The organism is Paenibacillus sp. E194 (assembly GCF_000935845.1).
In the GTDB taxonomy this organism is placed as follows: domain Bacteria; phylum Bacillota; class Bacilli; order Paenibacillales; family Paenibacillaceae; genus Paenibacillus_B; species Paenibacillus_B alvei_B.
This window is the reverse complement of record NZ_JMDX01000005.1, coordinates 41,667-65,814: the sequence shown is the minus strand read 5'-3', so window position 1 is coordinate 65,814 and position 24,148 is coordinate 41,667. Positions and strand designations below refer to the sequence as shown.

Here is a 24,148-nt window from a genome sequence, read left to right as displayed (position 1 = left end):
AGCTAGTTCTTCAGTGGCCTCCGGTGTGGAGCTGGCCTCTTCAATTTCCGGAGGGAAGCACCCCAGCTCCTTCGCAAGTTGAAGGATTGGCTACGATCCAATCCATCTATTCAAACAGAGAAGCGAATCTGGCAATCGACGCTGCATCTCGCCTATGGTTTTGGGGTGGTACGTGGACGGGAGTGTCCGACGGAACGACGGTTCATGACAATCCGAAGCCGATTCAGTTGAAAAATATTTCTGATGTGAGAGATGTGCATGTTGTAGAACGTTCAATCATTGCGCTCACGAATAGCGGAAACGTATATCAAGCGTCTATTGAAACCGAATCGATGTCAAGCAGCGCTAAGTTTGAACTTATTGCTTCGAATATCAGCTCGGTAAAGGCTGACTGGAGACATATCATCATGCAGAAGGCAGACGGCTCTCTATGGGGCTGGGGCATCAATAAAAATGCGGAATTGGGATATGGCGACTATGAGTTCATGCATGCGCAGGCCGTGCCGGTACACCGTGCGGTATCGCTTGTGTTGAACGGAGAGACTGTTAAGATGAACAACGGCGTTGTTATTCACAAAGGTCAAGCCTTCGTGCCGATTCGTTCGATATTCGAGAAGCTGGGTGCCACGATCAAGTTTGATATACTAAGCAAGGTTGTCACGGTCAGCCGCTCCAATGCGGGTACTGGCAGCGCGGAATTGACCATTGATGTCAATTATAAATCGGGGACAATGACGTTGAACGGCAAGGAAGTTCAGTTGGACAACAAGCCTTTCGCGATTAAAGGAACCTCTTATTTGCCGCTTCGCTTCATTAGCGAGAAGCTGGGAGCGAAGGTCGAATGGCTACAGAAGGAAGATAAAATTTCGATTACGATGAAATAGGGAGTATGAATAGGGTCTTGCCCCGTTATGACAAATACCGGGCAAGGCTCTTTTTTAATAAAATGAGTGTTCTCAAGCTTCCATCTCGATCCCTTGGGTACTCTCTTAGGCAGGTTATATACATCTTCTTGTCGAAGATATTATTTTCCCTCGGTCGATTCCAACCCAATGATTTGCTTAACGACTACTTATCGCAAGAAAAGGCAGGGGAGCAGTGTGGACAATCTAAAGAGTAAAAAAATACTTATTGTGGACGATGAACCTGACATTCGCACCATGATCGATATGCTGCTGCGCAAAGAGGGCTATTATCGAATTTATACGGCATCCGACAGCAAATCTGCATTAGCCGTGTGCCGCAGGGACAAGCCTGACATCGGCATATTGGATGTAATGCTTCCGGATCAGGACGGCTTTGCGCTGCTGACGGCCATCCGCCAATTCTCCAGCATGCCGGCGCTGTTCTTGTCTGCGAGGGGCGAGGATGAGGATCGGCTGCTCGGACTAGGCCTTGGAGCCGATGATTATATTGTAAAGCCTTTTTTGCCAAGGGAGCTAATCCTTCGTCTGAATGGCATTTTGAAGCGAGTATACCAGACGCATCAGGAGGAGAGGTTGCCGACCTTCCACTTGGAAGGATGTATAGTGGATTTAGAGAGCGCTGTAGTGTATCGCGAGACTGATGGGGATAGAGAACGCGAGCAGCCGCTTACGGCCAAGGAGCACGCCATTCTTATGAAGCTATATGAGAATAGAGGACGCATAGTGACGACTGATGCATTGTTCCAGGCCGGTTGGGGTGACGATGCCACTAGCTACGAGAATACGTTAATGGTGCATATCCGACGAATTCGGGAGAAAATCGAATTGGATCCTTCCAAGCCTTGCAGCCTGCTAACCGTTAGAGGGCTCGGATATAAGCTTATGGTGAAGGAGCCATAGGACGATGGATAACATTATCCGACTTATTCGCCGGTTTACGGGCGTTACGTTTGTCATTTTTGCCGGAATTATTACTTTAAATTTGGTTATGCTCGGTTTCTTCGTGTTCAAAGAGATTAACGCCGGACAATCTCCACAGCATGCCGTGGAGTATGTTGCGAATCATTTGCAGCGGAATGGACAGTCACATATATTAGACATATCCTCCCGCCAGATGCTGGAGGATACCGAGGCATGGGCGATGCTGCTTGATGAAGGCGGCCAAGTCATATGGGATTACAAGCTGCCTGAAGACGTCCCGCGTGCGTATTCCTTAACCGAGGTTGCCAAGTTCACCCGTCATTTTTTGCAGGAGCATCCGGTATACGTATGGGAACATACAGATGGACTGGTCGTACTTGGTTATCCGAAGGATAGCTATGCGAAGTATCATTTCGACTTTCTCGTGCCATGGATACGTTCTTTGCCGCAGAGATCCCTATACCTACTGCTAGGCAACATCGTGCTCGGATGCATGCTGGCTATTATAATCGGCACTCGGCTTGCCCGATCATTGAAGCCGCTCACCGGCGTAGTTCACGCGCTTGGGAAGGAGGAGGCCGTCCGTGCAGAGGAGAAAGGGATATTCGGCAAGCTCGCGCGCAGCATCAATGATACCTCTGAAATGCTCCGCGAAAGGCAGGCGGCTCTTCGTATTCGCAATGAGGCGCGGTCGAATTGGATTGCGGGAATTTCCCACGACATTCGCACGCCTCTGTCCATGATTCTTGGATATGCCAGTGCTCTGGAGGAACATGCAGAGATGCCTGGGGAGCAGAGGCAGCAGGCGGCAATTATTCGCAAGCAGGGGGAGAAGCTGCGGTCTCTCGTTAATGACTTGAATCTGGTCTCCAAGCTGGAGTATGAGATGCAGCCCTTGAACATGGCGCCAATTCGATTGGCGGCACTAGCCAGACAGGTTGCTGCGGACTTTCTGAATCAAGGGCTGGATGAGCGGTATGCGATTGCATTGCAGATCAAGGAAGAGTATATTCAGGCTGAAGCTGATCGCATGCTGCTGCTTCGTGCAATCACGAATCTGGTGCAGAATTGCATCGACCATAATCCAGATGGCTGCGACATTTGGCTCCTTGTCAATCAATCAGCCGATGGTTCGGCTTGTCAATTTGCAGTGATGGATAACGGAGTAGGGATTCAGCGTGAAGCGCTGGGGGATCTGTTGAAGCTGCCATACTCTGCGGAGAGGCAACACTTGCGTCAGAACGGACATGGCTTGGGACTTCCTATGGTGGCTAGAATTGCCGAGGCACATCGCGGACAGCTGCTGCTGGAGAGTGACACGGGGCAGGGCATGTGCGCTACAATTGAGCTGCCAAGCTGTTCGGATAAAGCAGCTAGTAGCTAATCTAAGCTAACAAAAAGACGAACATAGACAGTTAGTAGAATCGTATAATGGTGTTCTAGTATTTATGGAATTTACATCATGACGTTAAACGTTCTTGATCAATGAATATGCTAATATGCTCCTCAGTTAAGCAATCACGAAAAGGGCCGTTCTCTGATCAGCGTATGATCCAGATAGCGGCCTTTGGTTGCATAAAACTACTATGGCTTATAGGTTCTCCTTATGTTCTCGGGAAGGCTGTCATACGGGATTTCGTGCCAATAAGTAACACCTCGGAGCCTTGTCGAATACAGCTCCAGATAAGCACCTTCACGTAATTGGTTGCTGGTGGTAAAGTCCAGTTGTTTTTGACTTCCTTGGCTATCAAAAGCAAGGAGGCTGTATTCATATCTGCCGTTCTTGTTTTTCATCGCTTCGTTACTGTTGATTTGTGCATAATATATCGTCTTCCCTTCCGGGTTGTCCGGCGCTATTCTTTCCGGAGCAAGGATGAAAACACCGAATGCGACGACGGCTGCGAACAACAGCACGGCGATAAGGATTATTTTTTTCATTGCAGGTTCCCCTTCTGGCGCGAATTAGGCTTGTATGACATCATTCCTTTGCAGGCTGCGAATGGAGAGACTAGTGAACAGTACGATATAAATGCCGCTGATCACATAGAATTGGAATAGCTCCGCACCATTAAGACTCTCCTGACTGAGTACACCCATACCAATCGTTAGCATGGAATACGGCAGCAGCATGCCGAACTTCGCGACATACAGCCCCAATCCAAGGAAAACAGCGCATAAGCAGATGCCGATTGGTGCCGCAAAGCTGCGGATTCGCAGCGAGAGCACTAGCTGGATGGCAGCTATCGCGAGAGAGGATATCCATCCTCGAAAGACCCATCCTATCGCATCAGAAGGAAAGGCCGAGGAGATGCCAAGCAAATGTCCCATACCGAAATAGAGCATGAAAAATATCAACTGAACAAATAACAGGAGCGCTCCAATGACAATCAGCTTGGCTATGATGACGCTGGCAATGGATACAGGGGCTGTCAGTACAGCATTCCAGTTCCGGTTTATATGCTCTAGTCGGCATGCATAGGCACAACAGATAGCGATTAGCACAGGGAGGAAGAACATGCCGTAAAAGAGAGCAGCTTGCGTCCACAAGCTGTACCATTCCTGCTGTAGAACCTCTCGATTGAAATAATAATTCGCGCAGCCAATCACGAGACTAATAACGGGAAGAACCACAAGAATGATCCAAATTCGAGAATGCCGCAGCTTCAGGACTTCAGCGGAAACGCTTCGTAACATATCGATTAACCTCCTATACTTCCTTGCGAGAAACATGTATATTGCCTGCCGCGTAACATGCGGCAGCGATGAGCAGCACTGCAGCTATCAGAACGGGACTTGGCGGCTGCATCACGTATGTTGCGCTTTTCTCTGTATATAGATAGGTGACGGGAGATAGTCCGGAATAGTAAGACCATATAAATATCCGGCGTACGAATGCAGGAAATAGGTCTGCTGTCATGCCAATAAAACCGCCTATCATACCTAGGGACAGGGCAAAGGATTGATTCTTTACGATAAGGGAAATCCACTGCTGCAAGGCAACGATGGCCATGCTTGTCAGAAGTGCTCCTCCAATATGCAAAATGAGCAGCCGCAACGGGATCGAATCGAAACCGTTCATCATGCCGAACGCGAAAATGATGCCAGCCTGCAGGACGAGGTACAGGCAGAGAATTGATGCAGCGCATATGAATTTGGCCGCATAGATGCTGCTCCGATTCATATTCGTTGCCATTAACAGCTTCCATGTGTTTCCTTTGTGCTCCATGTCGCACAAGCGCGATACGACGATAGCCGAGATAATCGGGAGAAATAAGCCGTTCATGGAAGCTGTTGTTGCAATTATCGTTTTCCAGTCTGCGCTGCTGGGATTTCGAGCGATCGACATCGTTGTTGATACCAACGCCCATAGCATTTCGGCACCCAGAAATAAGGCTGTCATTGCGAAGATACGTTTGCGGCGAAGCTTGAAATATTCTAGGGACAAAGCTCTAATCATAAGCTTTTCTCCCTTCCGGTAAGCTCCAAGAATATATCCTCCAGTGTTCTTTTGCGTTCTTCGATCCGAAGAACATCAATACCGCTCAGCACGAGTTCCTTATTCAGCCTCGCCACTTGTTGATCGCTCATATGCTCGATTTGTAAGCATTCGTCCTGCAGGTTGGCCATATAGCCCTGAGTTTGCATCCATGCTGCGGCTGCGGCATTATTGCCCGTTCGAATTGCGAGGGACGAACTATTTCGCTCCTGCAGCGTCTCTATTTTCCCTTGGTAGAGTAGATTTCCGTCATTAATAATGCCAACGGAGGTGGCGATCTGCTCAATTTCAGAGAGCAGGTGGCTGGAAAGAAGCACGGTAATTCCGTACTGCCGCGGCATTGATTTAATCAGCTCGCGAATCTCCCCGATGCCTGCAGGGTCTAACCCGTTCGTAGGCTCATCCAATATGAGCAGCTTGGGGTAGGAGATAAGAGCCATAGCTATGCCCAGCCGTTGCTTCATGCCGAGTGAGTAATGCTCTACTTTTTTGTTTTTCTGGTTTTCAAGTCGGACAATTCTCAGTGCCTCATCTATATTTTTTCTCGGAACCCCGCGTAATGTCTGCATGACCCTCATATTTTCAAGTCCAGTCAAATGAGCGTAATAAGAAGGAGATTCAATCAAGGAACCGATCTGATTAAGGATGGAACGCCGATGTTTGCCGAGCTCTTGACCGAATAGGGTGATGCGGCCATCGGTGGGCTTGGCTAGACCAAGCAGCATCTTCAAGGTTGTGGATTTTCCCGCCCCATTCGGGCCGAGGAAGCCGTATATTTCGCCTTCTGGAACCTCAAGGTCAATTTTGTTCACCCGACATACATGGTTATAAAATTTCGAAAGGCCGCAAGTAGCAACGACGGGTTGGGTATTCATCGAGGATCTTCAACTCCATTTCGTATCATTCAAATTATGATTTCATGCTTCAACTGTAATTCCCGAACCTTTCATAAGGCTGAAATTTACCTTACGCCAACCTTAAATGACGGTGTATGTAAGAAAGATGAGAAAAAGTTGAGACGAAGGAACCGGGCTTCTGAATTATAGTAAAGGCAACAAGAAAGTACTCTCGAATGTACGAGGTTGATGATGAGAGGAACAGGTGGAACAGATATGGGAGATGGAGGAGTAGATATGAGTTCAATGTCGAAAAAACAAGTGGTCGTTCGTGTCGAGGACATTATCGAGCAGCTAGGGTTAGATGAGGGGGCCGTTCTGGAGGAATTGCGGGAAGAGGTCAAGATACATAAGGAGGGCCTTAAGGCTGAGATGTATTGAATCATCAGCCCAAGGCCATGCTGTGCTGTTAATGAAGTCCCTTGCTTTTCATCATCTCGGTAATATTTTGAACAGCCTTGTTTAAATAGCGATAATAGGTGGCGCGGCTCATATTGCAGGCAAGCGAAGCCTCGATGTGATTATGAGGATGCAAGTTGTAGGCCGTATTTAGGAGAAGCAGATCCTGCTCTTGAAGGCGGTATGTGTTGTGCTCAAGGATAGATAGCAAGCGTGCTTGCAGAGCGACTCCGTTCGCAATTGTAGGAAAGAAGCGGGTATAGTGATTTAGTTTGCCGGGCTCGTGCAGGCAGGACAGCATTTTCCGAACATCTTGTACGGTGATCGTGCTTTCTTGCTCGCTGGACACGCTTGTCTGCTTCGAGAAGAAGGACATGATCCATTCCCCGAATCGTTCTTGTCTGAGATCAAGCTCCAAAATATCCGCTCTTGCGTATGAAGTATCACAATTTCTTGTACGTGTAGGACGAAGCTGGAACCCAACCTGCTGCAGGAACGTCTTCAAATTCGGATTGGTGGCAACCAGCACTGCGCGGGAGCCTTGACCGAGTAAGGAGAGCCGATCTCGGGTAAGCAGGCCGACGATCTCTTCTCGAGTGAACATGGGATGCTTGTCTGTAGCTGCTGCTAAGACAGCGTAGTACGTATCCGCCTGATCCGCGCTACAGGCCAGTTCCTCGGCCGCTAAGCATTCGTGAAGTTCGGAAGGTATGTATTGTTCCATCAGTCGGCTTGTATCCCGATGCATAAGCAGCAACATGAACATGCCGATAGGCTTGCCATCCGCTTCGCGCAGAACCACAATACTCTCTGGAAATTGTTCAACGAGTTCATCCATAAATTGATGGTAGATACTACGCTGCCATGGATCGATGCTGTAGTCGCACCACTGATCCAGCAGCTCATGCAGCACAGGCAAATCGGCTTCGGTCACAATTTCGAGCGGCGAGTCTGGCGAGTCTACCGTCCAGTCTGCATACAGGCGATCAGATTGGAGGGTATCCTTGCACAAATAGAGCAGCTTAGCCGCTATTTCGCGCCGATGATGAAGATCTACATGGCGAAATTGCTGATAGAGAAGCTTGGCTGCCTTCGTTCGAAGCTCTTCCAATCGCTCGGGCTCTCTTGCTCGGAAATCCCGATGCAGATGCATTCGGGCAATATCATGCAGAGCAATGCCATCAGGAACTGTTCGAATAAAAGACATGCTCTGCAGCAGCCGATATTGCTGAATCGTGACAGGGCGCCCCAGGAACTTCGAGAGCATCTCTTGGTTGGCTTGCTGCAGCACGATCAATGCATCGACGCATGGCTGAACTTCATCGGTTGTGAGTTCACGCAGTAAATGGGCGCTGATCGTCTGAGAGACAATACTCGTATCCTTGTTCGACAGCTCTTGTTTCTTTTGAACCGCTTCTACTGCAAGTGCCAGACCGAGCGGGTGGCCATCTGAGCTCCGAGCAATTTCTCCACTTATCTCCTTCGAGAATGCACCTGTGTGTGAAATATAGTCCATCGTCTCCGCAAACGAAAAATGGGCCAGCGGCAATTCGGTAATGTGTCTCCCCCTGTGCGGATTCGTTTTCCATACAAGTGGAATAGGGGAGCGTGAGGCGAATACGAGGAGGACACCCTGTGACGACATCTTCGGCCAAAATGCATTCATAATCCAGCCTTCCAGCAGTGATATATGCTCGGAATTGTCAATAAAGATAGCGATTCGATGGGAAGCTTGAGCAGAAATAAGTACTTCGAGCGGATCGACATGCTGACGATTATAACGTTCTAATTGAATGGCTGACGCTAAATATTCGAAAAATCCTACGGGCGTCGTCAGGCATGAACGTCCGTCCAGCCAGATGCTCGTCCAATGTCGTTGTTGAACAGCAAGCATCATCTCCGTCATGAGCGAGCTCTTACCTATGCCGCCCATGCCAGATATGTATAGAATACGGGAAGGGGCTTGGGGGTCGTCGAGCCAGTCGATGACGTGACTCATTTCTTTGCTGCGCCCGATGAATGGTTTGGTATGTTCCAACCAATGGAGCTGCACGGTATCGGCTGCGCCTCCTTGTGATTCATTTATATCTCATGTTAACGATTCCCTTCTCATCTGGCAATATCGATAAGATGACCGACTGCTCCATATTCGTGATCGCCAAGAGCCGGATCGTAGCGTGGGCGAATGGTTGTAGAGGATGAATCATGATCTCTTTGTGAGGTATTTACATATTCTTTGAATCATTGGTAACATTGGATGTAGCTGTAATGCCAACACAAATACCAATACACTGCCTATGCAGCTTGGCGTTACAATTAAGGGCTACCGGGCAGCTCTCATTGTCATGATCGATAACTTACGAGGAGTAACCAATGTACGTGTAGTTGCGACAGGCAGTTCCGAGGGTTTGATCTTCAATTTCGATTGGGGTGCTGCGGACGATTTCGCATCCTCTGTAGAGAGCATACTTGAGGAGTATATTATAGATTAGCTTTAAAATCGTAACTGTGTAGAACCGAGCGGTATCAGGAGTATTTCCTGAGCTTCCTCGGTTCTTTTTATTATATACATGAACTGTGGGTCTATAATGGTTTTAAATATATTTATCTAGATGACGGTGTAGTAACGAGTATTCAAGATTAGTTTTCTTTATTAGTAATGAACCGAGAGGCAGATGGGATTTATCCTGTTTGCCTCTTTTTTGCTCGGCAAACTTATCGTTATATTCGGGAGATGCCACGAAGGCTAACTGCACGCATTCGAGAGCATATTGCCTGCTGTGGAACGCGTGCTTTTTATTTGCCAGGGAAGGAGGAGGTTATAGTGATAAACAGAAAATGTATTGCTCACCAATAGTACCCTTGCATCTTTGTCCAGTGTCGGTGAATCCGGTCTTGATGTACAACCGTTGCGCGGGGATATTTTTATGATTCACAGCCAGTACAATTTCGTTGCAATCCGGAAAATGTTCAGGTATAAAGCTCTTCAAAAGCTCTAACCCTGTTGAAGCATATCCCTGCCCCTGCTTCGCATAATCGATAGAGAAAGACGTAAGCAGCAGCGCTTGTGGATTCTCGGAATATTCCTGAACTCTTGCATTCTTATTCAATACAAAAAATCCTACCGGTTGATTGCCAGCTGTTATGACGATAGGGTGCTGACCATCAGAAGTATCCAATCGTTGATTCGGCATTGCAGCAAACTGTTTTTGCTCCGCAGGAAGTTGATAGGAGTGGAGTGCCTCCAAATATGCAGGTTTGTAAAATTGCAATTCTACTGTAACCTGTTTCATCTTCTCGATTTCACCTCAACTTATACAGGAATTTGGATGTAACCTTTTTGGAATCAGTGTAGCAATTTGAATGCACATTCTCAATGTAAACCTGAATCAAGGAAGCAACTTATCTCCGATGAAAAAGGAACCTTTTCGATATGGAGAGGATAATATTCCCTCCTTGTTGAATGTAAGGACAAGAGTTGTTGGTTATAGAGCTCCGTCTCGTTGCGATTCGAGCTGCATCTAACATTCGATATATCCGATCATTCGAAGGAGATGGAATGTAGATGAAGATGATAGACTTAAGCGTACCAATTAGTCCGCGCATTTTCGAGCCGCTTCCGGCTAAGATTGAATATTCCAGCCACAAGGAAGGCGCCCAGCAGGCGGCTGCCATACTTGGACTTAAGCCAGACGATTTTCCAGAGAGCCAAGCCTGGGCTACCGAAACGGTAACGTTGAACACGCATGCCGGTACACATGTTGATGCGCCTTGGCATTACTGGCCGACCTCGGAAGGCAAACCGGCAAGGACGATCGATGAGCTCCCGCTAGAATGGTTCTTCTCGGATGGCGTGCTGCTTGATTTTAGTCAGAAACCTTCCGGTTATGAGATTACGACGAACGACTTAATCGCCGAGCTGGAGCGAATCGGCTACAAGCTGAAGCCTCTGGACATCGTCTTGATCCGTACAGATGCGGACAAGCGCCTCTATGAGGAGCATTATGCATTTCTGCATGCCGGCGTATCTGCGGAGGCGACGCGCTGGCTGATTGATCAGGGCATTAAAGTAGTTGGAACGGATGGCTGGGGATGGGATATACCATTAAACCTGCAAGCTGAGGCCTATAAGCGTGAGCCGAAGGATGGGGTTCTGTGGGCAGCTCATTTCGTTGGCCAAGAGCATGAATATTGCCGGATTGAGAAGCTGGCGAATCTGGAGCAGCTGCCAGAGCCAACCGGATTTAAAGTATGCTGCTTCCCAGTAAAAGTCGAAAAGGCAAGCGCAGGCTGGGCGCGTCCAATTGCTATTTTCGAATGAACGACAACAGGACTGGAATCGGATTACAGGTAAGAGGTTCAGGAGATCGCATTTCCATTTCACAACTGGACCTTTGAATACCGACCATACCGACCCATATTATGTCTCGAGGGGAACGGGCATGGTGCTGGAGCATATTACTATAGATGATAAGGAGAAACTTACTTCATGTCGATCATAATTCATGCCATTTCTTATGAACGTGTTAAAGAATTAGCAGCCTTTATTGCTCGATTGAATCGAGAGAAGCAGCATCATGTTGGATTTTGTGGGGATCAGGAAGACGAAATTGCGGGCACGCTTTCCGAGGAGTTCTCTGATCTTGAGTTAGATACATCCTTCGTGGTTGCCTATGAACATGAACGAATCATTGGAGCCCTCGGCTTTGATGTCGACCTAGAACGCGGTGTGGCAGAGGTATGGGGGCCGTTCATCGATGAGGAATCGAGATGGAACGACATTGCACATGAGCTGTGGAGAGCGGGAATGAAGCAACTCGGTGACAAGGTAACGACACTGCACAGCTTCTATAATGAGGAGAACAAGCGGGCTCTGCAATTTATGGATGGCATACCGTCAGCATATTTACATTCCCATCTGGTGTTGAAATGTACGCGCTCATCATTTGCCTATGCGCCGGCCCATACCCTACAGGGGATCACACCGGACTATGTAAATGCATTTATTGCACTGCATGAGGCCTCATTCCCGAACACATATTACAGCGGACAAGAAATTATGAACCGGCTTCAGGACGACCATCGAATCTTTATTGCTGTGGATAGCAGCCAGAGCTTGCTTGGCTACGTATATGTGGAAGCAGACTGCGAAGCGCAGGAAGGAAATATCGAATTCATTGCTGTATCACCGCATGCGCAAGGACAAGGTCTCGGTACTTCACTGATACAAGAGGCATTGCGTTTCCTGCTCCTAGACAGGAAGATTGACGAAATCTCCTTATGTGTGGAGGAAGAGAATGGGAAGGCAATTTCCCTCTATCAGAAGGCAGGTTTTCAGCAGAAGCATCGGCTATTGTTTTATAAAATAACCCGATAAATATATGGATAATCCACAATAAACCCAATTAACCTTCACTGGATGTTGACCCTTATAAGGTGCGGCATGCGTGGAGGTTTTTTGATTGGGAGAATGATGAACAATACCTTACTTTAAATTGTACATTGCTTTATAAGGTATAGATCGTATATACTGTTCCTGTACCTAATAAAGTAAGGTATCAGCGAGGAGTGACTTTGTTGAACGTAGATAAGGAAATATTGCGCGGTTACATTGATACGATCATCCTGAGTCTGCTGTATCATCAGGATTTGTACGGATATGATTTAAGTAAGGAAGTGAAGAAGCAGAGCCAAGGTTCCTTCGAACTGAAGGAAGGCACGCTGTATCTCTCCTTCAAGCGTCTTGAGAACAATGGATACGTGACAAGCTATTGGCAAGAGGGAAGTGCAGCAGCTCGGAGAAAGTACTATCATCTCACCGAATCGGGCAGAGCCTATTTGAGTCATAAGAAGGCAGAATGGCTCTTTATGAAGCAATTAATGGATCAATTTTTAGAAGGAGTGGAATGATCATGACGATGAGCAAAGATACAGAACATAAAATGAAGCAGTTCATTAAGCAAAATACACAATTAAACATGGCGGGCAGCGATGAACTAACATACTTTGAGAAACTGGTTCAAAAAGCGAACGCTACGTTAGGAGAAGCGAAGAAGCAGGCAGCCAAATTCAAATGGACATCACAGAAAAATCGGGAAGCGCAAGAAGATCTGATGGGTTATATGTCCGATTACATTCAAGACCTTGTGGCCGAAGAGGGAATCTCTGAAGCGGATGCATTCGAGCGTGCGAAGGCCGCGTTCTCTGTGGAGAACCCAGATAATCCGCTGCTGCACAGTGAAGCGAAATGGCTGCATTATGGGGAGCCTGCTGTTGCGGAGGCGATAGGCCTCTACTACGGCGCGTTCATGTTCATTGGCTTAGCACTTGGTGCGCTTGTTGGCGTTATTCTGCAAATGGTCGTCCTGAAAGAGGGGATAGGCGTGCTGTTCTTTATCGTCACAGGTATTGGCCTAATGCTTGGCTTGGCACTCGGAATGATGAAGAATGCGCAGATCAGCTTGGGGCGGGATCGAATAGAATAAGCTCGCAGTTCATGTGGAGCCAGAGGAACCGGAATGAGTGACTTTCATTCCGGTTTTTTCATGGAGTGCGCCTAGCTCATCCTAAGCGGAACAGACTATACATGAATGCATTCCTAATTAGGTTTGACTAAGAGGGTATCGCTTACTGGCTAATATGGATTGCATCAATTCAGTGGTTATGGACATTTATACTCATTCCAATGGCTGATAAACTCACATCATAATCATAAATTCAATAGAGGTGAAGCCATGAATGGAGTACGTTACAAAATAAGAGAAGTGTTGGATAAGAGCAAAATTGAGTCATTTCTACGCCAAGCTCGAATTGGGCATCTTGGAATGGTCGATGGTCATCTGCCGTATGTTGTTCCTCTTAATTTCGTTTGGACAGATGGGAAGCTTTATTTCCATGGAGCCACTGGTGGGAGAAGAAATCAGGTTATAGGTGAAAACCCGGAGGTCTGCTTTACGGTTTGTGAAGAGTACGGGACGATTACAGATCCAGTACCAGCCAAGACGGACACAGCGTATATGAGCGTAATGATTTTTGGAAAGGCAGAGCCTATCGCCGATCTGGATGAAGCTACATACATGCTGCAGGAAATGATTGATAAGTATGTGCCTAGTTATTATAATCGTCCATTACCCAAGCAGCACGTGGACAAATACCGATCAGCCGTATTCGGTGGTCCGGTTCAGGTGTATCGAATAGATCCACATCATATCACCGCCAAAGAAAATCCGATTGAAGAGGGGAAAATGTTTGAGCCTGGAAAAACGGTGTAAAGAGGGAAAAGACATGGGCCATCTAGTTGAGGAGAATCTCAGAACTGTGAGGCAGCAGATGGAGTTGGCTTGCCAAGCATCCGGCCGCAAGATAGAGGACGTGAAGTTGTTGTTGGCGACCAAAACCGTACCGCTTGAAAAATTGCAGATGGCCATACAGGCGGGGGAGACTCTATTTGGGGAAAATAAAGCGCAAGAACTTCGGGACAAATTCCCGCTTATGCAGCTATCTAATCAGGTGGAATGGCATTTTATCGGACATTTGCAAACGAATAAAGTGAAGGACGTTGTTAAATATGTTACGCTCATTCATTCTGTAGACCGTTTGAAATTGGGGCAGGCTCTGAACCATCAACTCGTCAAAGAGAACAAGACTATGGATATTCTGGTGCAAATCAACACCTCCTACGAAGAAAGTAAATTTGGTGCTTCTCCGGAAACGGCACTGGAGTTGGTGGAACAACTGTCCCAGTTCGACACGTTGAATGTGAAAGGCTTAATGACGATTGGAAAACTAAATGCCACAAACGACGAGACCCGGCACTGCTTCCGATTATTAAAATCGATTCAAACCCAAGTTAGGGAGAAAAAGTTACCACGTGTAGAAATGGACATCCTCTCGATGGGCATGTCTGGTGATTTCAAGGTGGCTATCGAAGAAGGGGCTACTATCATCCGCGTAGGAACAAGCGTATTCGGGCAACGTTACTTGCCGGACAGCTATTACTGGAACGAAAACGCGCGCCAGGACGATTAGGAGAGAGACAGTAGAGCGCTTATCAACACAAATTTTCTACATGGTTGTTGTGAGCAAGTCAAGGTCGTGAAGGGGATGCTGGCTTATAAAAGCATCCCCGCTAGACGATAAATCCCTTCTTCAATGGCTGTTTCTTCTACTTTAGCAAAACCGAGTACCCAACCTTTTCGATCGCTTTCCAAGCAATACGTGCTAAGCGGGTAAACGCGGATTCCGTTTTCGAGCGCTAACTTTGTCACGGCTTCCTCGTCAAACGATTGATCAGCCTCAAGAAGCATATGCAATCCCGTTTCTACGCCGCTGAGTGTGAAGTGTTCGCTCAGACCAGTTGCGATAATAGCCTTCGTCATGGCTTCATGTCTACGACGATATACATTCCGAACTCGTCTCATATGACGCATAAAATGACCATGCTCGATAAAATGAGTAAGTGTTAATTGCTCCATAATCGGCAGATGCCGATAGGTTAATTCATGGACTTGGGCAATTTGACGAATGGCCTCTTTGGGTCCGACAATTGCCGATAACCGAATGCCAGGAGCGACCATTTTGGAGTAACTCATCATATATAGCGTGTTCTGAGGTCGCTGACTGAACAGCGTTGGGAGCGGGTCACCACGATATCGAAATTCACTATCGTAATCATCCTCAACAATCCAGAACCTCTGCTCAGCAGCCATATGTAACAATTGCTGCCTGCGCGGCTCCGACATAATTGCTCCAACCGCACACTGGTGCGATGGCGTAACATATACAAGTTTGGACTCAGGATGAATGCGGTCAACGCATAGTCCGTGTTCGTCAACCGGAACGGATTCAACTTGCATGCGCCGATACTTCATCACCATCCAGGCAGCAGGGAAGCCGGGATCCTCAACCGAAACCGTTTCTCCTTGCTGTAACAGAGCTTGGGCAATCAAATCAATGCTATGCTGTGCGCCTGAGGTCAAGATGATTTGATCGACATCCACATGAACTCCCCGTTCAAGCGACAAATAACGTTGAATCTGCTCTCGCAGCGGTAGAAATCCATATGCATTTCCGTAAGCCCAATTGTCTAGGTCTGTTTCTGTAGAGGCGTGCAAAAAGGAGTGTCTCCAATTTTTTCGGAAATGCTCGTCTAGGTATGGCTCATGAGGAGTGAAATCGATCACTACTTTACGATGATCTTTGTTTCCAAACCAACTGTGTAAATGGCCGATTCCCGTGTTTAATGATGGCAATTCAGGAGGGATTGGTCCCCCAGTGGCAGCATCTTCAGAAGGACGAGTCGCATATGTCCAGTCACTAACTCTTGTTCCACCGCGACGAGAGGTTATGGTATACCCGCGGCTGAATAATTCCTCGTAAACAATCTGTATGGTTGAGCGGGAAACACCAATTAATGGAGCAAGTTCACGAGTAGGGAGCAGTAATTCCCCGGGAGGCCATTTTCCGGTTGTAATATTATGAATCGCTTGATCCAGAAGCTGCTGCCAGATGGGCCGTTTATCGTTTCGATTTATCTGTAACATTCAGACAACTCCCGCGTTTTTGGCGTAATTATGGATTGCTATAATGACTCAACTATGGATATTAACCTATTAACCAGCAATCCATTGATTGGTATACTAGCACGACAATTGTTAATTGTGCAACACAATAGGATTCTCTTCTTAGAGCGAAATTTCAGATTTATCAATAATGAAATAGGCAGACAGAGAGGATGATGATCATGAAATACTTGGAGCAGCAAGACAAAGCGGTGGCTAATGCTATTCGGCAAGAACTTGCACGCCAGCAGGATAAAATAGAACTGATTGCATCGGAGAATTTTGTAAGCCGAGCTGTCATGGAAGCCACAGGTACAGTGCTAACCAACAAATATGCTGAAGGGTATCCGGGAAGAAGATATTATGGCGGATGTGAGTATGTAGATAGGATTGAGGAACTTGCTATTCACCGTGTTCAAGAGCTATTTGGCGCTGAACATGCCAATGTACAGCCACACTCCGGCGCACAGGCCAATATGGCGGTATATTTTGCATCAGTCAAGCCTGGTGACACGATATTGGGCATGAACTTATCCCATGGCGGCCATCTTACACACGGGAGTCCGGTGAATTTTTCCGGAAAATTCTATAATTTTGTTTCTTATGGTGTCGATGAACAGACAGGGCGCATTGATTATGACCAGGTGCGAAAGCTCGCTCATAAGCATCTTCCGCGCATAATCGTGGCTGGTGCCAGCGCCTATCCACGAGCGATCGAATTCGAGTTGTTTGCCCAAATTGCGGCTGAAGTCGGGGCTCTTTTCTTTGTAGATATGGCACATATTGCGGGAATCGTTGCAGCAGGACTGCATCCTAATCCGGTGCCGTACGCACACTTTGTTACGACGACAACGCACAAAACGTTAAGAGGGCCAAGAGGCGGTGTCATCATGTGCCGTAAACCATGGGCGCAAGCCATTGATAAAGCGATATTTCCTGGAACGCAAGGCGGCCCGCTTATGCATGTTATCGCGGCAAAAGCGGTGGCGCTAGGCGAGGCATTGCAACCGGATTTCAAAACGTATATAGCAAAAACGCTTGAAAATGCTAACGTATTGGCGGAGTCGCTAATGAATGAGGGGTTAACTGTTGTAACGGGAGGAACAGATAATCATATTATTTTGGTTGATTTGCACACAATTGGACTTACGGGCAAAGAAGCAGAATCCATACTCGATGAAGTGGGGATTACAGCGAATAAAAACGCAATTCCTCATGATACGGCGAGCCCGTTGGTAACGAGTGGCATTCGCTTCGGAACTCCTGCAATGACTTCAAGAGGATTAGGACCCGAGGAGATGAAAGAAATTGCCCGGCTTATTGGACTGGTCTTTAAAAATCCCAAGAGTTCGACGATTAAAAGTAAAATACTAGAAAGTGTACGTGAAATGACGTCTCTGTTTCCTTTATATGAAGGACTTCATTCGTTAGATAGCATCTAATTTCGCTTCATTATAGGAAGTCCAGATATGTGGAAACCTCACGTCCGGTCTAATGATAAGGGGCTGGGAAGCCAGCCCTTTGCTCTACTCCATTACAGCGACGATTCGTTTTTATGTTTATGGCGGAATGTCTTATTCTTCGCTCGATTTCCGCATGCCTTCATCGAACACCATCTCCCCGTTCCGGGTCTGGATCGATCCACAAATACCCACTGGCAATCCTCCGCTGTACATACACGTATGCGATGCCACATCTTCGTTCGTCTCAGTTCGTACACAATAATGAGTAGTTGAGCTAATCCTTTAGCTGCATTTACTTGCAGAGGCACAAGCTGCTCTCCATTCTCCTGGAACACGAGCCCGAACTGGAAATTCTTCGTAAGCTGCTCCAGCTTAGCCTGTTCTACATTTCCATCGTGCTCGTTGTTCACTATTGTTTTGCGAAGTTCATTGCGAAGCTCGCACGCCAATTGCAATTCTTCCTCTGAAGCAGCAATATCTGATTCTGTGATAAGCTGGTGCTGCAAGAGCCACTCGACTAAACGGCTAGGCACTGTTAAATGCTCGATCCCGGGATCTCCCTCGTACCGCGTTCGTCTATCCTGTGTATTGAAGAAATCAGCAATCATTTCAAGCTGATCGTATCCACTCGTCATCTGCTCAACCGCTCCTATTGACACATCGCATGCTAACCATTAGGATTTATTTACCAGTTAGCTGACTGTTTAAAGTATTTTAATGGTTTTGTCCGTGCTTTATTTCTTATTACGTGCTTTATGACTTCAATAACAGTGTATCACTAGGTTGTTCTAAATTATAGATTTGATGAACTCGCGGCCGAGCCTTCCCAAGTCTTTTCTATCTATTCTCGTATTTATTCTGCCAAGGAGCGAAGATAACGATGAACATGAATCCTTTCACGGTATGTATTCCTGACGAAGAGATCGAACAATTGAAGCAGAGACTCCAAATGACGAGATGGCCGGATGAAATTCCAGGAGCAGAATGGAATTACGGGATTCCGATATCGTATATGAAGGATATTGTTCATTATTGGCTGCACGATTTCGATTGGCGCATGGTGGAACAGCGTATCAATTCCTTCTCTAATTACAAAGCGACAATTGACGAGAATGACATTCACTTTGTGTACGAAAAAGGGAAGGGAAGTCGCTCATTACCGATTCTAATTCCCCATGGCTGGCCAAGTACATTTTATGAGATGCTGGATCTGATACCGTTTTTGACACAGCCGGATAACGATGGAAGCAATGATTCCATCTCCTTCGATGTCATTATTCCTTCGATCCCGGGGCATGGGTTCTCGAGTATACCTTTGGAGTCGGGTTATGAGGATAGACAGGTCGCGAATGTGCTGGTCAAGTTGATGGAGGGGCTGGGCTATGAGCAGTTCGGGGCACATGGGTATGATTTGGGAGCGAGCGTGCTTGGCTTGCTAAGCTTGGATCATCCGGAGAAGGTCATTGGGTATCATACGACATCACCGGGGAATCCGAGTCCTTTTATTGGTAAAGGCATGGAGATGTCTGAGGCTGAGCGGGCCTTTCTTACATGTGGCGATCAGTGGTATCGCGAAGAGGGCGGATATGCGCATCTATTGGGGACGAAGCCACAGACCGCAGCGTATGGACTGCATGATTCGCCTGTAGGTCTGGCAGCCTTTATTCTGGAAAAGTGGTATTACTGGACGGTATCTGAAAAGGGTGAGCCGTTGAACCAATTCAGAAAGGACGATTTGCTGGCAAATGTCTCGATCTACTGGTTTACCCAGACGATCAACGCGGCGAACCGCTATTACTATGAGGGCAGACATATCAGGTGGCCGGGCGAAGGAGAGATCTGCAATGTGCCGCATGGCGTTTCGCTAACGAAGACGCAGCCTCATGAGCGTCCGCCGCGAGAATATGTGGAGCGCTTGTTCCCGAACATTCTGCAGTGGCAAGAACTGAATGCAGGGGGGCATTTTGTTGCGCTGGAGCAGCCTGGGCTGGTTGCAGAATCGATACGTTCATTTTTTAAAACCATTCAATATTAGATCATTAGATCATAGTAATAGACCCAGTGAAGGGGGAAGTAACTCCTCTGATATCATTGGGTCTTGTTTGTTGTTGTACATAATTGCAAGATAGATTAAAAAAACGTATGAACTAAAAGGGGAATATGGTAATTTATACAGGTGTAGACATAAAATTTAGTGAGAGAACTTTTTTACAATCGTTCCGTTGCTATAAGGAGGAAGGTGGTCGAATTGAAAAGAAGGCTGATCCTACTTGTAGCAACAATATGTGTTTTTCTCGTTACTTTTCTGATATGGCGGAGTCATTCAGAATCAAATGATTTCTCATCAATGGAGGGGGAGATCATGATCATGCAGCAAATGAAGCCGACTGAAACACCTATGTACAAGTTTAATCTGCAGACAGATGCTCTTTTACCGTTTCATAATAATTTTTTCGAACCGCGTTATAGTGTTAATAATGGGAATAAGCTTCTTGCTGTCATTCAAATCGGGTTCTTTTTACCACACAAGATGAACAAAAGTCTCCGCACATTATGTCGTTCAATCTTACGAATCATCAACTAGATGAGTATAAATCGAATGCTTCTAATCCCTCACTTTCCTACAATAAAAAATATATTGCATATCAGCAGAGTAACGAAACGAACGTTGTCCATATTGATTCCATAACAGGTAATGATCATTCTACGATACGGGTTGATACGCAAGGTGTGCTGCCATATAAACCATCTCCTGATGGAAAATACCTATTAACCAATATGTATACGAATAGCATTTCTAATGTAGTTATTATTCATATTCCTACTACTAAGATAAAAACTCTTTTACGTTCAATCTGGGCAGAGTATCTGGATTGGAAGTTGTAGCACTCGGTAGTGGGTGTACTCAAGAGAAGAGCATATTGCACGTCCGCGAAACCTCTTTTCGGTATCTAGTTTAATTAGGCCGGGAAGAGGTTTTTTGTATTTGTATCATACATAATATAAATGTTGCTGAGAAATATTGTTTGAAGTTCAAATTTTATACTATAATTTGAATTAGGACTTGTGTCGCAATCGAAATGGTTCTGTAGGAGGGATCGTGAAAGCTTCTCAATTACACGGGGAAATAAAAAATCGAAAGGATGATTTTTGTAGTGTTGAGCAGCGGTAAATTTGTAAATAGATTCATGCTGATAATTTACATGCTAACCCTTCTTGTGTTAGGCCTATTTTTTATACCTAAGTTCAATCCGATTTCAATCAGTCCTGTGAAAGAAGAATTGCAGGATGGAAAAAAACATAGCTATTGTGATCAATAGTTTGAGTTTTCCGTTTCCGGCAGGTTTGGATGAAAATCATAATCCTTATTTGGATTATATTAAAAAAAATGTCGGATTCAATGTCCGTGTTGAACTGCCGCCTGTACCCAGTTATGAAAAGATGATCGACACCATCATTTCGATGGAACAGAATCATCCCGATATGATCAACATCAATTCCCCAATCCAATTTGCCAAATTCGTAACGCAAAATAAGCTCCAGCCTCTCGATCATTGGATAGACGCATACGGAGCAGATTTGAAGCGTCTCATACCGGAAGAATTATGGAACCGCGTTCGGTATAACGGCTCAATTTACGCTATTCCGAGTGGCCAGTTGGTGAAGGCGAATGAAGTTATCTACATCCGCAAAGATTGGCTGGATAAACTGAACCTGCCGATACCCGTAACGCTGGAAGATTATAAGGCAGCAATAAAAGCATTTTCGGAAGGCGATCCTGACGGAAACGGAAAGAGAGATACATACGGATTTACGATGATGAAGGATTTGTATCATTCTTCACCGCTTTTTGGGGCATTCGGAGTGCAATTGAATCAATGGACGGAACGTGAAGGTAAGCTCGTCTATGGCAACGTTTTGCCAGAAATGAAGGAAGCGCTATCATTCTTTGCCGAGTTATATCGGCATGGATGGATTGATCCGGATTTCCCTATTTACCGCAGTAATGTTATGAACGAGAAAATAATAGAAGGAAAGGTCGGAATGTTTTCCGGAGCTTGGTATGATTCGCGGGGGGTTATTGCTCAAAGCCTGAAGAAAGATCCGCAAGCGAATTGGATAACTATTGACTATCCGATCGGCAAGAAAGGGAAGCAGGGAGTAGGTGCATTGAATCCAGTCTTCGGGTACCAAGTGGTTCCAAAAGGGAGCAGTCATGGTCGCGAAGTCATTCAATTTTTAAATTTCATTGCAGGTAAAGGCAGAACCTCAATAGTTCTGGGATTTCACAATCAAGTGTGGGATTGGAAAGACGGGAAAATTGTCAGCAAATTTAATGAACATGACAAGCACCTGTACAGAGGCATGTATTCTGCACTGGTAAATGTGGATAAACGGTGGCTGTTGCGTGCACGCAATGATTCCTACGGCAAAAAATTCCGTCTCAACGATAACATTGATAAAATAGAAAAAAATGTCGTACAAGATGCATATGGCGGCCCGCCCCCTCTTACCATGGTAAGAAAATGGAATGAACTTTATTCATTGCAGGAAGTCTTCGTAAAAATCATTCTCGGCCTAGAATCCACGAATTCATTCGACGACTACGTGAAACGATGGTATGAGAGCGGAGGCACACAAGTTACGCAGGAAGTAAACGATTGGCATGAATCGCATAAAAAATAAGGATGTAGCCATGAAACTATACCAACGTGCGCATCATAAGTTTCTGCAAACCTCGCAACTACGTCTCAGCATCTATTTCTTCATCGTGCTTCTGCCGCTGGTTATCATTAGCTTGTACGTCAATAACAGAGCGAACCAAATTATTATTCAAAAAACGACAGAACAGACTCAAGATAAGGTGGAGTCTGTCATGAATAACCTTGAATTGTCATTGCATCATTTTGAGACGTTAACGAATCTAATTGCGGCGAACCACAATATTAATGAGAAGCTGAAGGTAAACGGATCGGGGATGTCGCCTCGTACAATTGTTCAGTACTCTGAGCTGCTGCAAGAGCTTTGGAATATTTCGGCGGTGAGCCTGGTGGCTTCCCAGATCACGATATATCAGATGGAAACCCATACGATGATATCTACGAAATATGGAGGAAAGAGAATTGAATCTGCGACCGAGCGAGAAAGTTTCGCCTATTTAAATCGGCTTGCGGATCAAGCGGGTACGTTCTTGATGTCCCAACCCAAAGAGGGGAAAGAACCAGTAATCGCAGATTTAGTGGAGGCCAATTCCGTATCTCTTGTCAGAAGGCTGAATGCCTTCCCGGATAAGAACAAAGCAAGTTTACTAGTTGTAACTTTACATAAAAATGCTCTCCAGACACTCATAAGCCCGCTGTTAAGCGCCGAGCTGACCAGCTTGCAAATCACGAACAGAGAAGGAGAGTCCATTCTATCCGTTCCCAATGGCGATCCAGAAAAAAACGCGATGGAGATGTGCTCCAAGTCAGCGTGCAATCGTCTAGTTACCCAATCCGGTTGGAGGTTTTTCGGCCGATCGAAGAAATTTATAAAGAAACAAAAACGATGAGGCAATTTACCTATTTGATCATAGCGTGCAGCTTCGTACTTTCCATGCTTATTTCTTGGGGAATTTATAACCGCATCGCTTCCCCTTTAGGCCAATTAAAGAATGCAATGAAGGGCTTAATCGGTGGAGATTACGACATTCGGCTGCATACAAGGCGGAAGGATGAATTTGGTTATTTGATGGACTCGTATAATCGAATGGCTGAGCACCAAAAGCATTTAATTCAAGATCACTATGAGCAGCAGCTTCGCATTGCCCGTACGGAACTTACGTTTTTGCAATCTCAAATTAATCCGCATTTCTTATATAATACGCTGAATTCTATATACTGGACGGCACAAAACTACGAGGCAGAGGAAATAAGCGAGATGGTGCTGAACCTGTCCCACTTTTTTCGATTAAGTCTTCATAAAGGGCAGGATACATTCACGGTAGAAGAAACCATTACACATCTAAGCTACTATTTACGCGTCCAGCAGATTCGTTTTTTACATTGCTTTCAGGTCGTTTATGAGATACACGAAGAAACGAAAACGATACCCGTATTAAAGCTGCTTTTGCAGCCCTTGGTTGAAAATGCGGTTATTCATGGACTCGAGCAGATGAAGAGCAACGGATTGTTAGTCATTTCGAGCTTCCTGCAGCAGGGAAAATTGATGATTACCGTGCAAGATAACGGGAGCGGAATAAGTGGGCAGCGTTTGCAATCCATTTATCAAGTTATTCAGGAAATCGACGGAAAGACGGCTCCTTTTTCTTTTTTGGAATCCCCGGGAAAAGAGCTATATGGCTTGCGCAACGTTTGTTCCAGAATGAAGATGTTCTACGGCTCTGATGCACACATCCGATTCGAAAGCCAGTTGGGAGTTGGTACAACAGTAACTCTTGAGCTGCCTTTATCAAGTACGACAGATGAATAATGGAATAGGGAGAGGA

At 46.1% G+C, this 24,148-nt stretch carries 24 protein-coding genes; 16 read left to right on the top strand and 8 right to left on the bottom strand.

What is annotated here, in order from left to right; genetic code table 11:
* The 3 genes from AZ66_RS01555 to AZ66_RS01545 form a co-directional block, all read left to right on the top strand.
* On the top strand, positions 1 to 884 hold an 884-nt coding region (locus AZ66_RS01555), incomplete at its 5' end, for a stalk domain-containing protein (RefSeq protein WP_044353326.1).
* A 216-nt stretch (positions 885 to 1,100) separates the two neighbouring features.
* Positions 1,101 to 1,826: a response regulator transcription factor gene (locus tag AZ66_RS01550; RefSeq protein ID WP_044353320.1), complete on the top strand. Its 726-nt coding sequence runs from the start codon at positions 1,101 to 1,103 to the stop codon at positions 1,824 to 1,826.
* 4 nt (positions 1,827 to 1,830) lie between these two features.
* Positions 1,831 to 3,231 carry a sensor histidine kinase gene (locus AZ66_RS01545; RefSeq protein ID WP_044353319.1) on the top strand — a complete coding sequence of 467 codons (1,401 nt, stop codon included), beginning with the start codon at positions 1,831 to 1,833 and terminating at the stop codon, positions 3,229 to 3,231.
* Positions 3,232 to 3,431: 200 nt separating this feature from the next.
* Here the strand turns inward: AZ66_RS01545 and AZ66_RS01540 are convergent, their stop codons facing one another.
* From AZ66_RS01540 to AZ66_RS01525, 4 genes are read right to left on the bottom strand one after another with little or no spacing between them, the layout of a single operon-like run.
* A complete protein-coding gene (locus tag AZ66_RS01540; protein WP_044353318.1) occupies positions 3,432 to 3,785 on the bottom strand; it encodes a YxeA family protein in 354 nt (117 codons plus the stop codon).
* A gap of 24 nt (positions 3,786 to 3,809) precedes the next feature.
* Complete coding sequence (locus AZ66_RS01535) at positions 3,810 to 4,541, bottom strand: ABC transporter permease (RefSeq protein ID WP_044353317.1); 732 nt, start codon at positions 4,539 to 4,541, stop codon at positions 3,810 to 3,812.
* A 13-nt stretch (positions 4,542 to 4,554) separates the two neighbouring features.
* Positions 4,555 to 5,304, bottom strand: coding sequence for an ABC transporter permease (locus tag AZ66_RS01530; RefSeq protein ID WP_044353316.1), 750 nt, complete (start codon positions 5,302 to 5,304; stop codon positions 4,555 to 4,557).
* Positions 5,301 to 6,218, bottom strand: coding sequence for an ABC transporter ATP-binding protein (locus tag AZ66_RS01525; RefSeq protein ID WP_044353315.1), 918 nt, complete (start codon positions 6,216 to 6,218; stop codon positions 5,301 to 5,303). Before AZ66_RS01525 ends, AZ66_RS01530 begins: the two co-directional genes overlap by 4 nt.
* Before the next feature lie 258 nt (positions 6,219 to 6,476).
* On the opposite strand from AZ66_RS01525, the gene AZ66_RS31150 reads away from it, so the two are divergent.
* Positions 6,477 to 6,620, top strand: a complete 144-nt coding sequence (locus AZ66_RS31150) for a hypothetical protein (RefSeq protein ID WP_156159864.1) — start codon at positions 6,477 to 6,479, stop codon at positions 6,618 to 6,620.
* A 28-nt stretch (positions 6,621 to 6,648) separates the two neighbouring features.
* Here the strand turns inward: AZ66_RS31150 and AZ66_RS01520 are convergent, their stop codons facing one another.
* The gene (locus AZ66_RS01520) at positions 6,649 to 8,691 is read right to left on the bottom strand and encodes an ATP-binding protein (protein WP_044353314.1); all 2,043 of its coding nucleotides are present in this window, start codon (positions 8,689 to 8,691) and stop codon (positions 6,649 to 6,651) included.
* A 244-nt stretch (positions 8,692 to 8,935) separates the two neighbouring features.
* Here AZ66_RS01520 and AZ66_RS32330 point away from each other — a divergent pair, with 244 nt between their 5' ends.
* Positions 8,936 to 9,130 carry a DUF6054 family protein gene (locus AZ66_RS32330; RefSeq protein WP_044353313.1) on the top strand — a complete coding sequence of 65 codons (195 nt, stop codon included), beginning with the start codon at positions 8,936 to 8,938 and terminating at the stop codon, positions 9,128 to 9,130.
* Positions 9,131 to 9,457: 327 nt separating this feature from the next.
* Here AZ66_RS32330 and AZ66_RS01510 read toward each other — a convergent pair whose 3' ends face one another.
* Entirely contained in the window at positions 9,458 to 9,931 is a 474-nt protein-coding gene (locus AZ66_RS01510; protein ID WP_044353312.1) for a GNAT family N-acetyltransferase, read from the bottom strand.
* Between the two features lie 272 nt (positions 9,932 to 10,203).
* On the opposite strand from AZ66_RS01510, the gene AZ66_RS01505 reads away from it, so the two are divergent.
* The 6 genes from AZ66_RS01505 (at position 10,204) to AZ66_RS01480 (ending at position 14,666) form a co-directional block, all read left to right on the top strand.
* Positions 10,204 to 10,959 carry a cyclase family protein gene (locus AZ66_RS01505; RefSeq protein WP_044353311.1) on the top strand — a complete coding sequence of 252 codons (756 nt, stop codon included), beginning with the start codon at positions 10,204 to 10,206 and terminating at the stop codon, positions 10,957 to 10,959.
* A gap of 168 nt (positions 10,960 to 11,127) precedes the next feature.
* Positions 11,128 to 12,015 carry a GNAT family N-acetyltransferase gene (locus AZ66_RS01500; protein ID WP_044353310.1) on the top strand — a complete coding sequence of 296 codons (888 nt, stop codon included), beginning with the start codon at positions 11,128 to 11,130 and terminating at the stop codon, positions 12,013 to 12,015.
* A gap of 200 nt (positions 12,016 to 12,215) precedes the next feature.
* Positions 12,216 to 12,548, top strand: coding sequence for a PadR family transcriptional regulator (locus tag AZ66_RS01495; protein WP_021254132.1), 333 nt, complete (start codon positions 12,216 to 12,218; stop codon positions 12,546 to 12,548).
* A 2-nt stretch (positions 12,549 to 12,550) separates the two neighbouring features.
* Positions 12,551 to 13,123 (top strand): hypothetical protein, encoded by a 573-nt coding sequence (locus AZ66_RS01490; protein WP_021259638.1) that lies wholly within the window; start codon positions 12,551 to 12,553, stop codon positions 13,121 to 13,123.
* A gap of 249 nt (positions 13,124 to 13,372) precedes the next feature.
* Complete coding sequence (locus tag AZ66_RS01485) at positions 13,373 to 13,909, top strand: pyridoxamine 5'-phosphate oxidase family protein (protein WP_044353309.1); 537 nt, start codon at positions 13,373 to 13,375, stop codon at positions 13,907 to 13,909.
* A gap of 13 nt (positions 13,910 to 13,922) precedes the next feature.
* Positions 13,923 to 14,666, top strand: coding sequence for a YggS family pyridoxal phosphate-dependent enzyme (locus tag AZ66_RS01480; protein ID WP_044353308.1), 744 nt, complete (start codon positions 13,923 to 13,925; stop codon positions 14,664 to 14,666).
* A gap of 83 nt (positions 14,667 to 14,749) precedes the next feature.
* Here the strand turns inward: AZ66_RS01480 and pdxR are convergent, their stop codons facing one another.
* Complete coding sequence (gene pdxR / locus AZ66_RS01475; protein ID WP_044353307.1) at positions 14,750 to 16,180, bottom strand: MocR-like pyridoxine biosynthesis transcription factor PdxR; 1,431 nt, start codon at positions 16,178 to 16,180, stop codon at positions 14,750 to 14,752.
* Positions 16,181 to 16,380: 200 nt separating this feature from the next.
* On the opposite strand from pdxR, the gene glyA reads away from it, so the two are divergent.
* The gene (gene glyA / locus AZ66_RS01470) at positions 16,381 to 17,640 is read left to right on the top strand and encodes a serine hydroxymethyltransferase (RefSeq protein ID WP_044353306.1); all 1,260 of its coding nucleotides are present in this window, start codon (positions 16,381 to 16,383) and stop codon (positions 17,638 to 17,640) included.
* Between the two features lie 92 nt (positions 17,641 to 17,732).
* On the opposite strand, the gene AZ66_RS01465 is transcribed toward glyA, so the two are convergent.
* Complete coding sequence (locus AZ66_RS01465) at positions 17,733 to 18,296, bottom strand: CGNR zinc finger domain-containing protein (protein WP_044353305.1); 564 nt, start codon at positions 18,294 to 18,296, stop codon at positions 17,733 to 17,735.
* 245 nt (positions 18,297 to 18,541) lie between these two features.
* Here AZ66_RS01465 and AZ66_RS01460 point away from each other — a divergent pair, with 245 nt between their 5' ends.
* The 4 genes from AZ66_RS01460 (at position 18,542) to AZ66_RS32320 (ending at position 24,132) form a co-directional block, all read left to right on the top strand.
* The gene (locus AZ66_RS01460) at positions 18,542 to 19,696 is read left to right on the top strand and encodes an epoxide hydrolase family protein (RefSeq protein WP_044353304.1); all 1,155 of its coding nucleotides are present in this window, start codon (positions 18,542 to 18,544) and stop codon (positions 19,694 to 19,696) included.
* 1,253 nt (positions 19,697 to 20,949) lie between these two features.
* A complete protein-coding gene (locus AZ66_RS01450; protein ID WP_231586691.1) occupies positions 20,950 to 22,347 on the top strand; it encodes an extracellular solute-binding protein in 1,398 nt (465 codons plus the stop codon).
* Complete coding sequence (locus AZ66_RS32325; protein ID WP_231586690.1) at positions 22,328 to 23,212, top strand: hypothetical protein; 885 nt, start codon at positions 22,328 to 22,330, stop codon at positions 23,210 to 23,212. The genes AZ66_RS01450 and AZ66_RS32325 overlap by 20 nt, the downstream gene beginning before the upstream one ends.
* The gene (locus tag AZ66_RS32320) at positions 23,209 to 24,132 is read left to right on the top strand and encodes a sensor histidine kinase (protein ID WP_231586689.1); all 924 of its coding nucleotides are present in this window, start codon (positions 23,209 to 23,211) and stop codon (positions 24,130 to 24,132) included. The genes AZ66_RS32325 and AZ66_RS32320 overlap by 4 nt, the downstream gene beginning before the upstream one ends.
* Positions 24,133 to 24,148 lie beyond the last annotated feature (16 nt).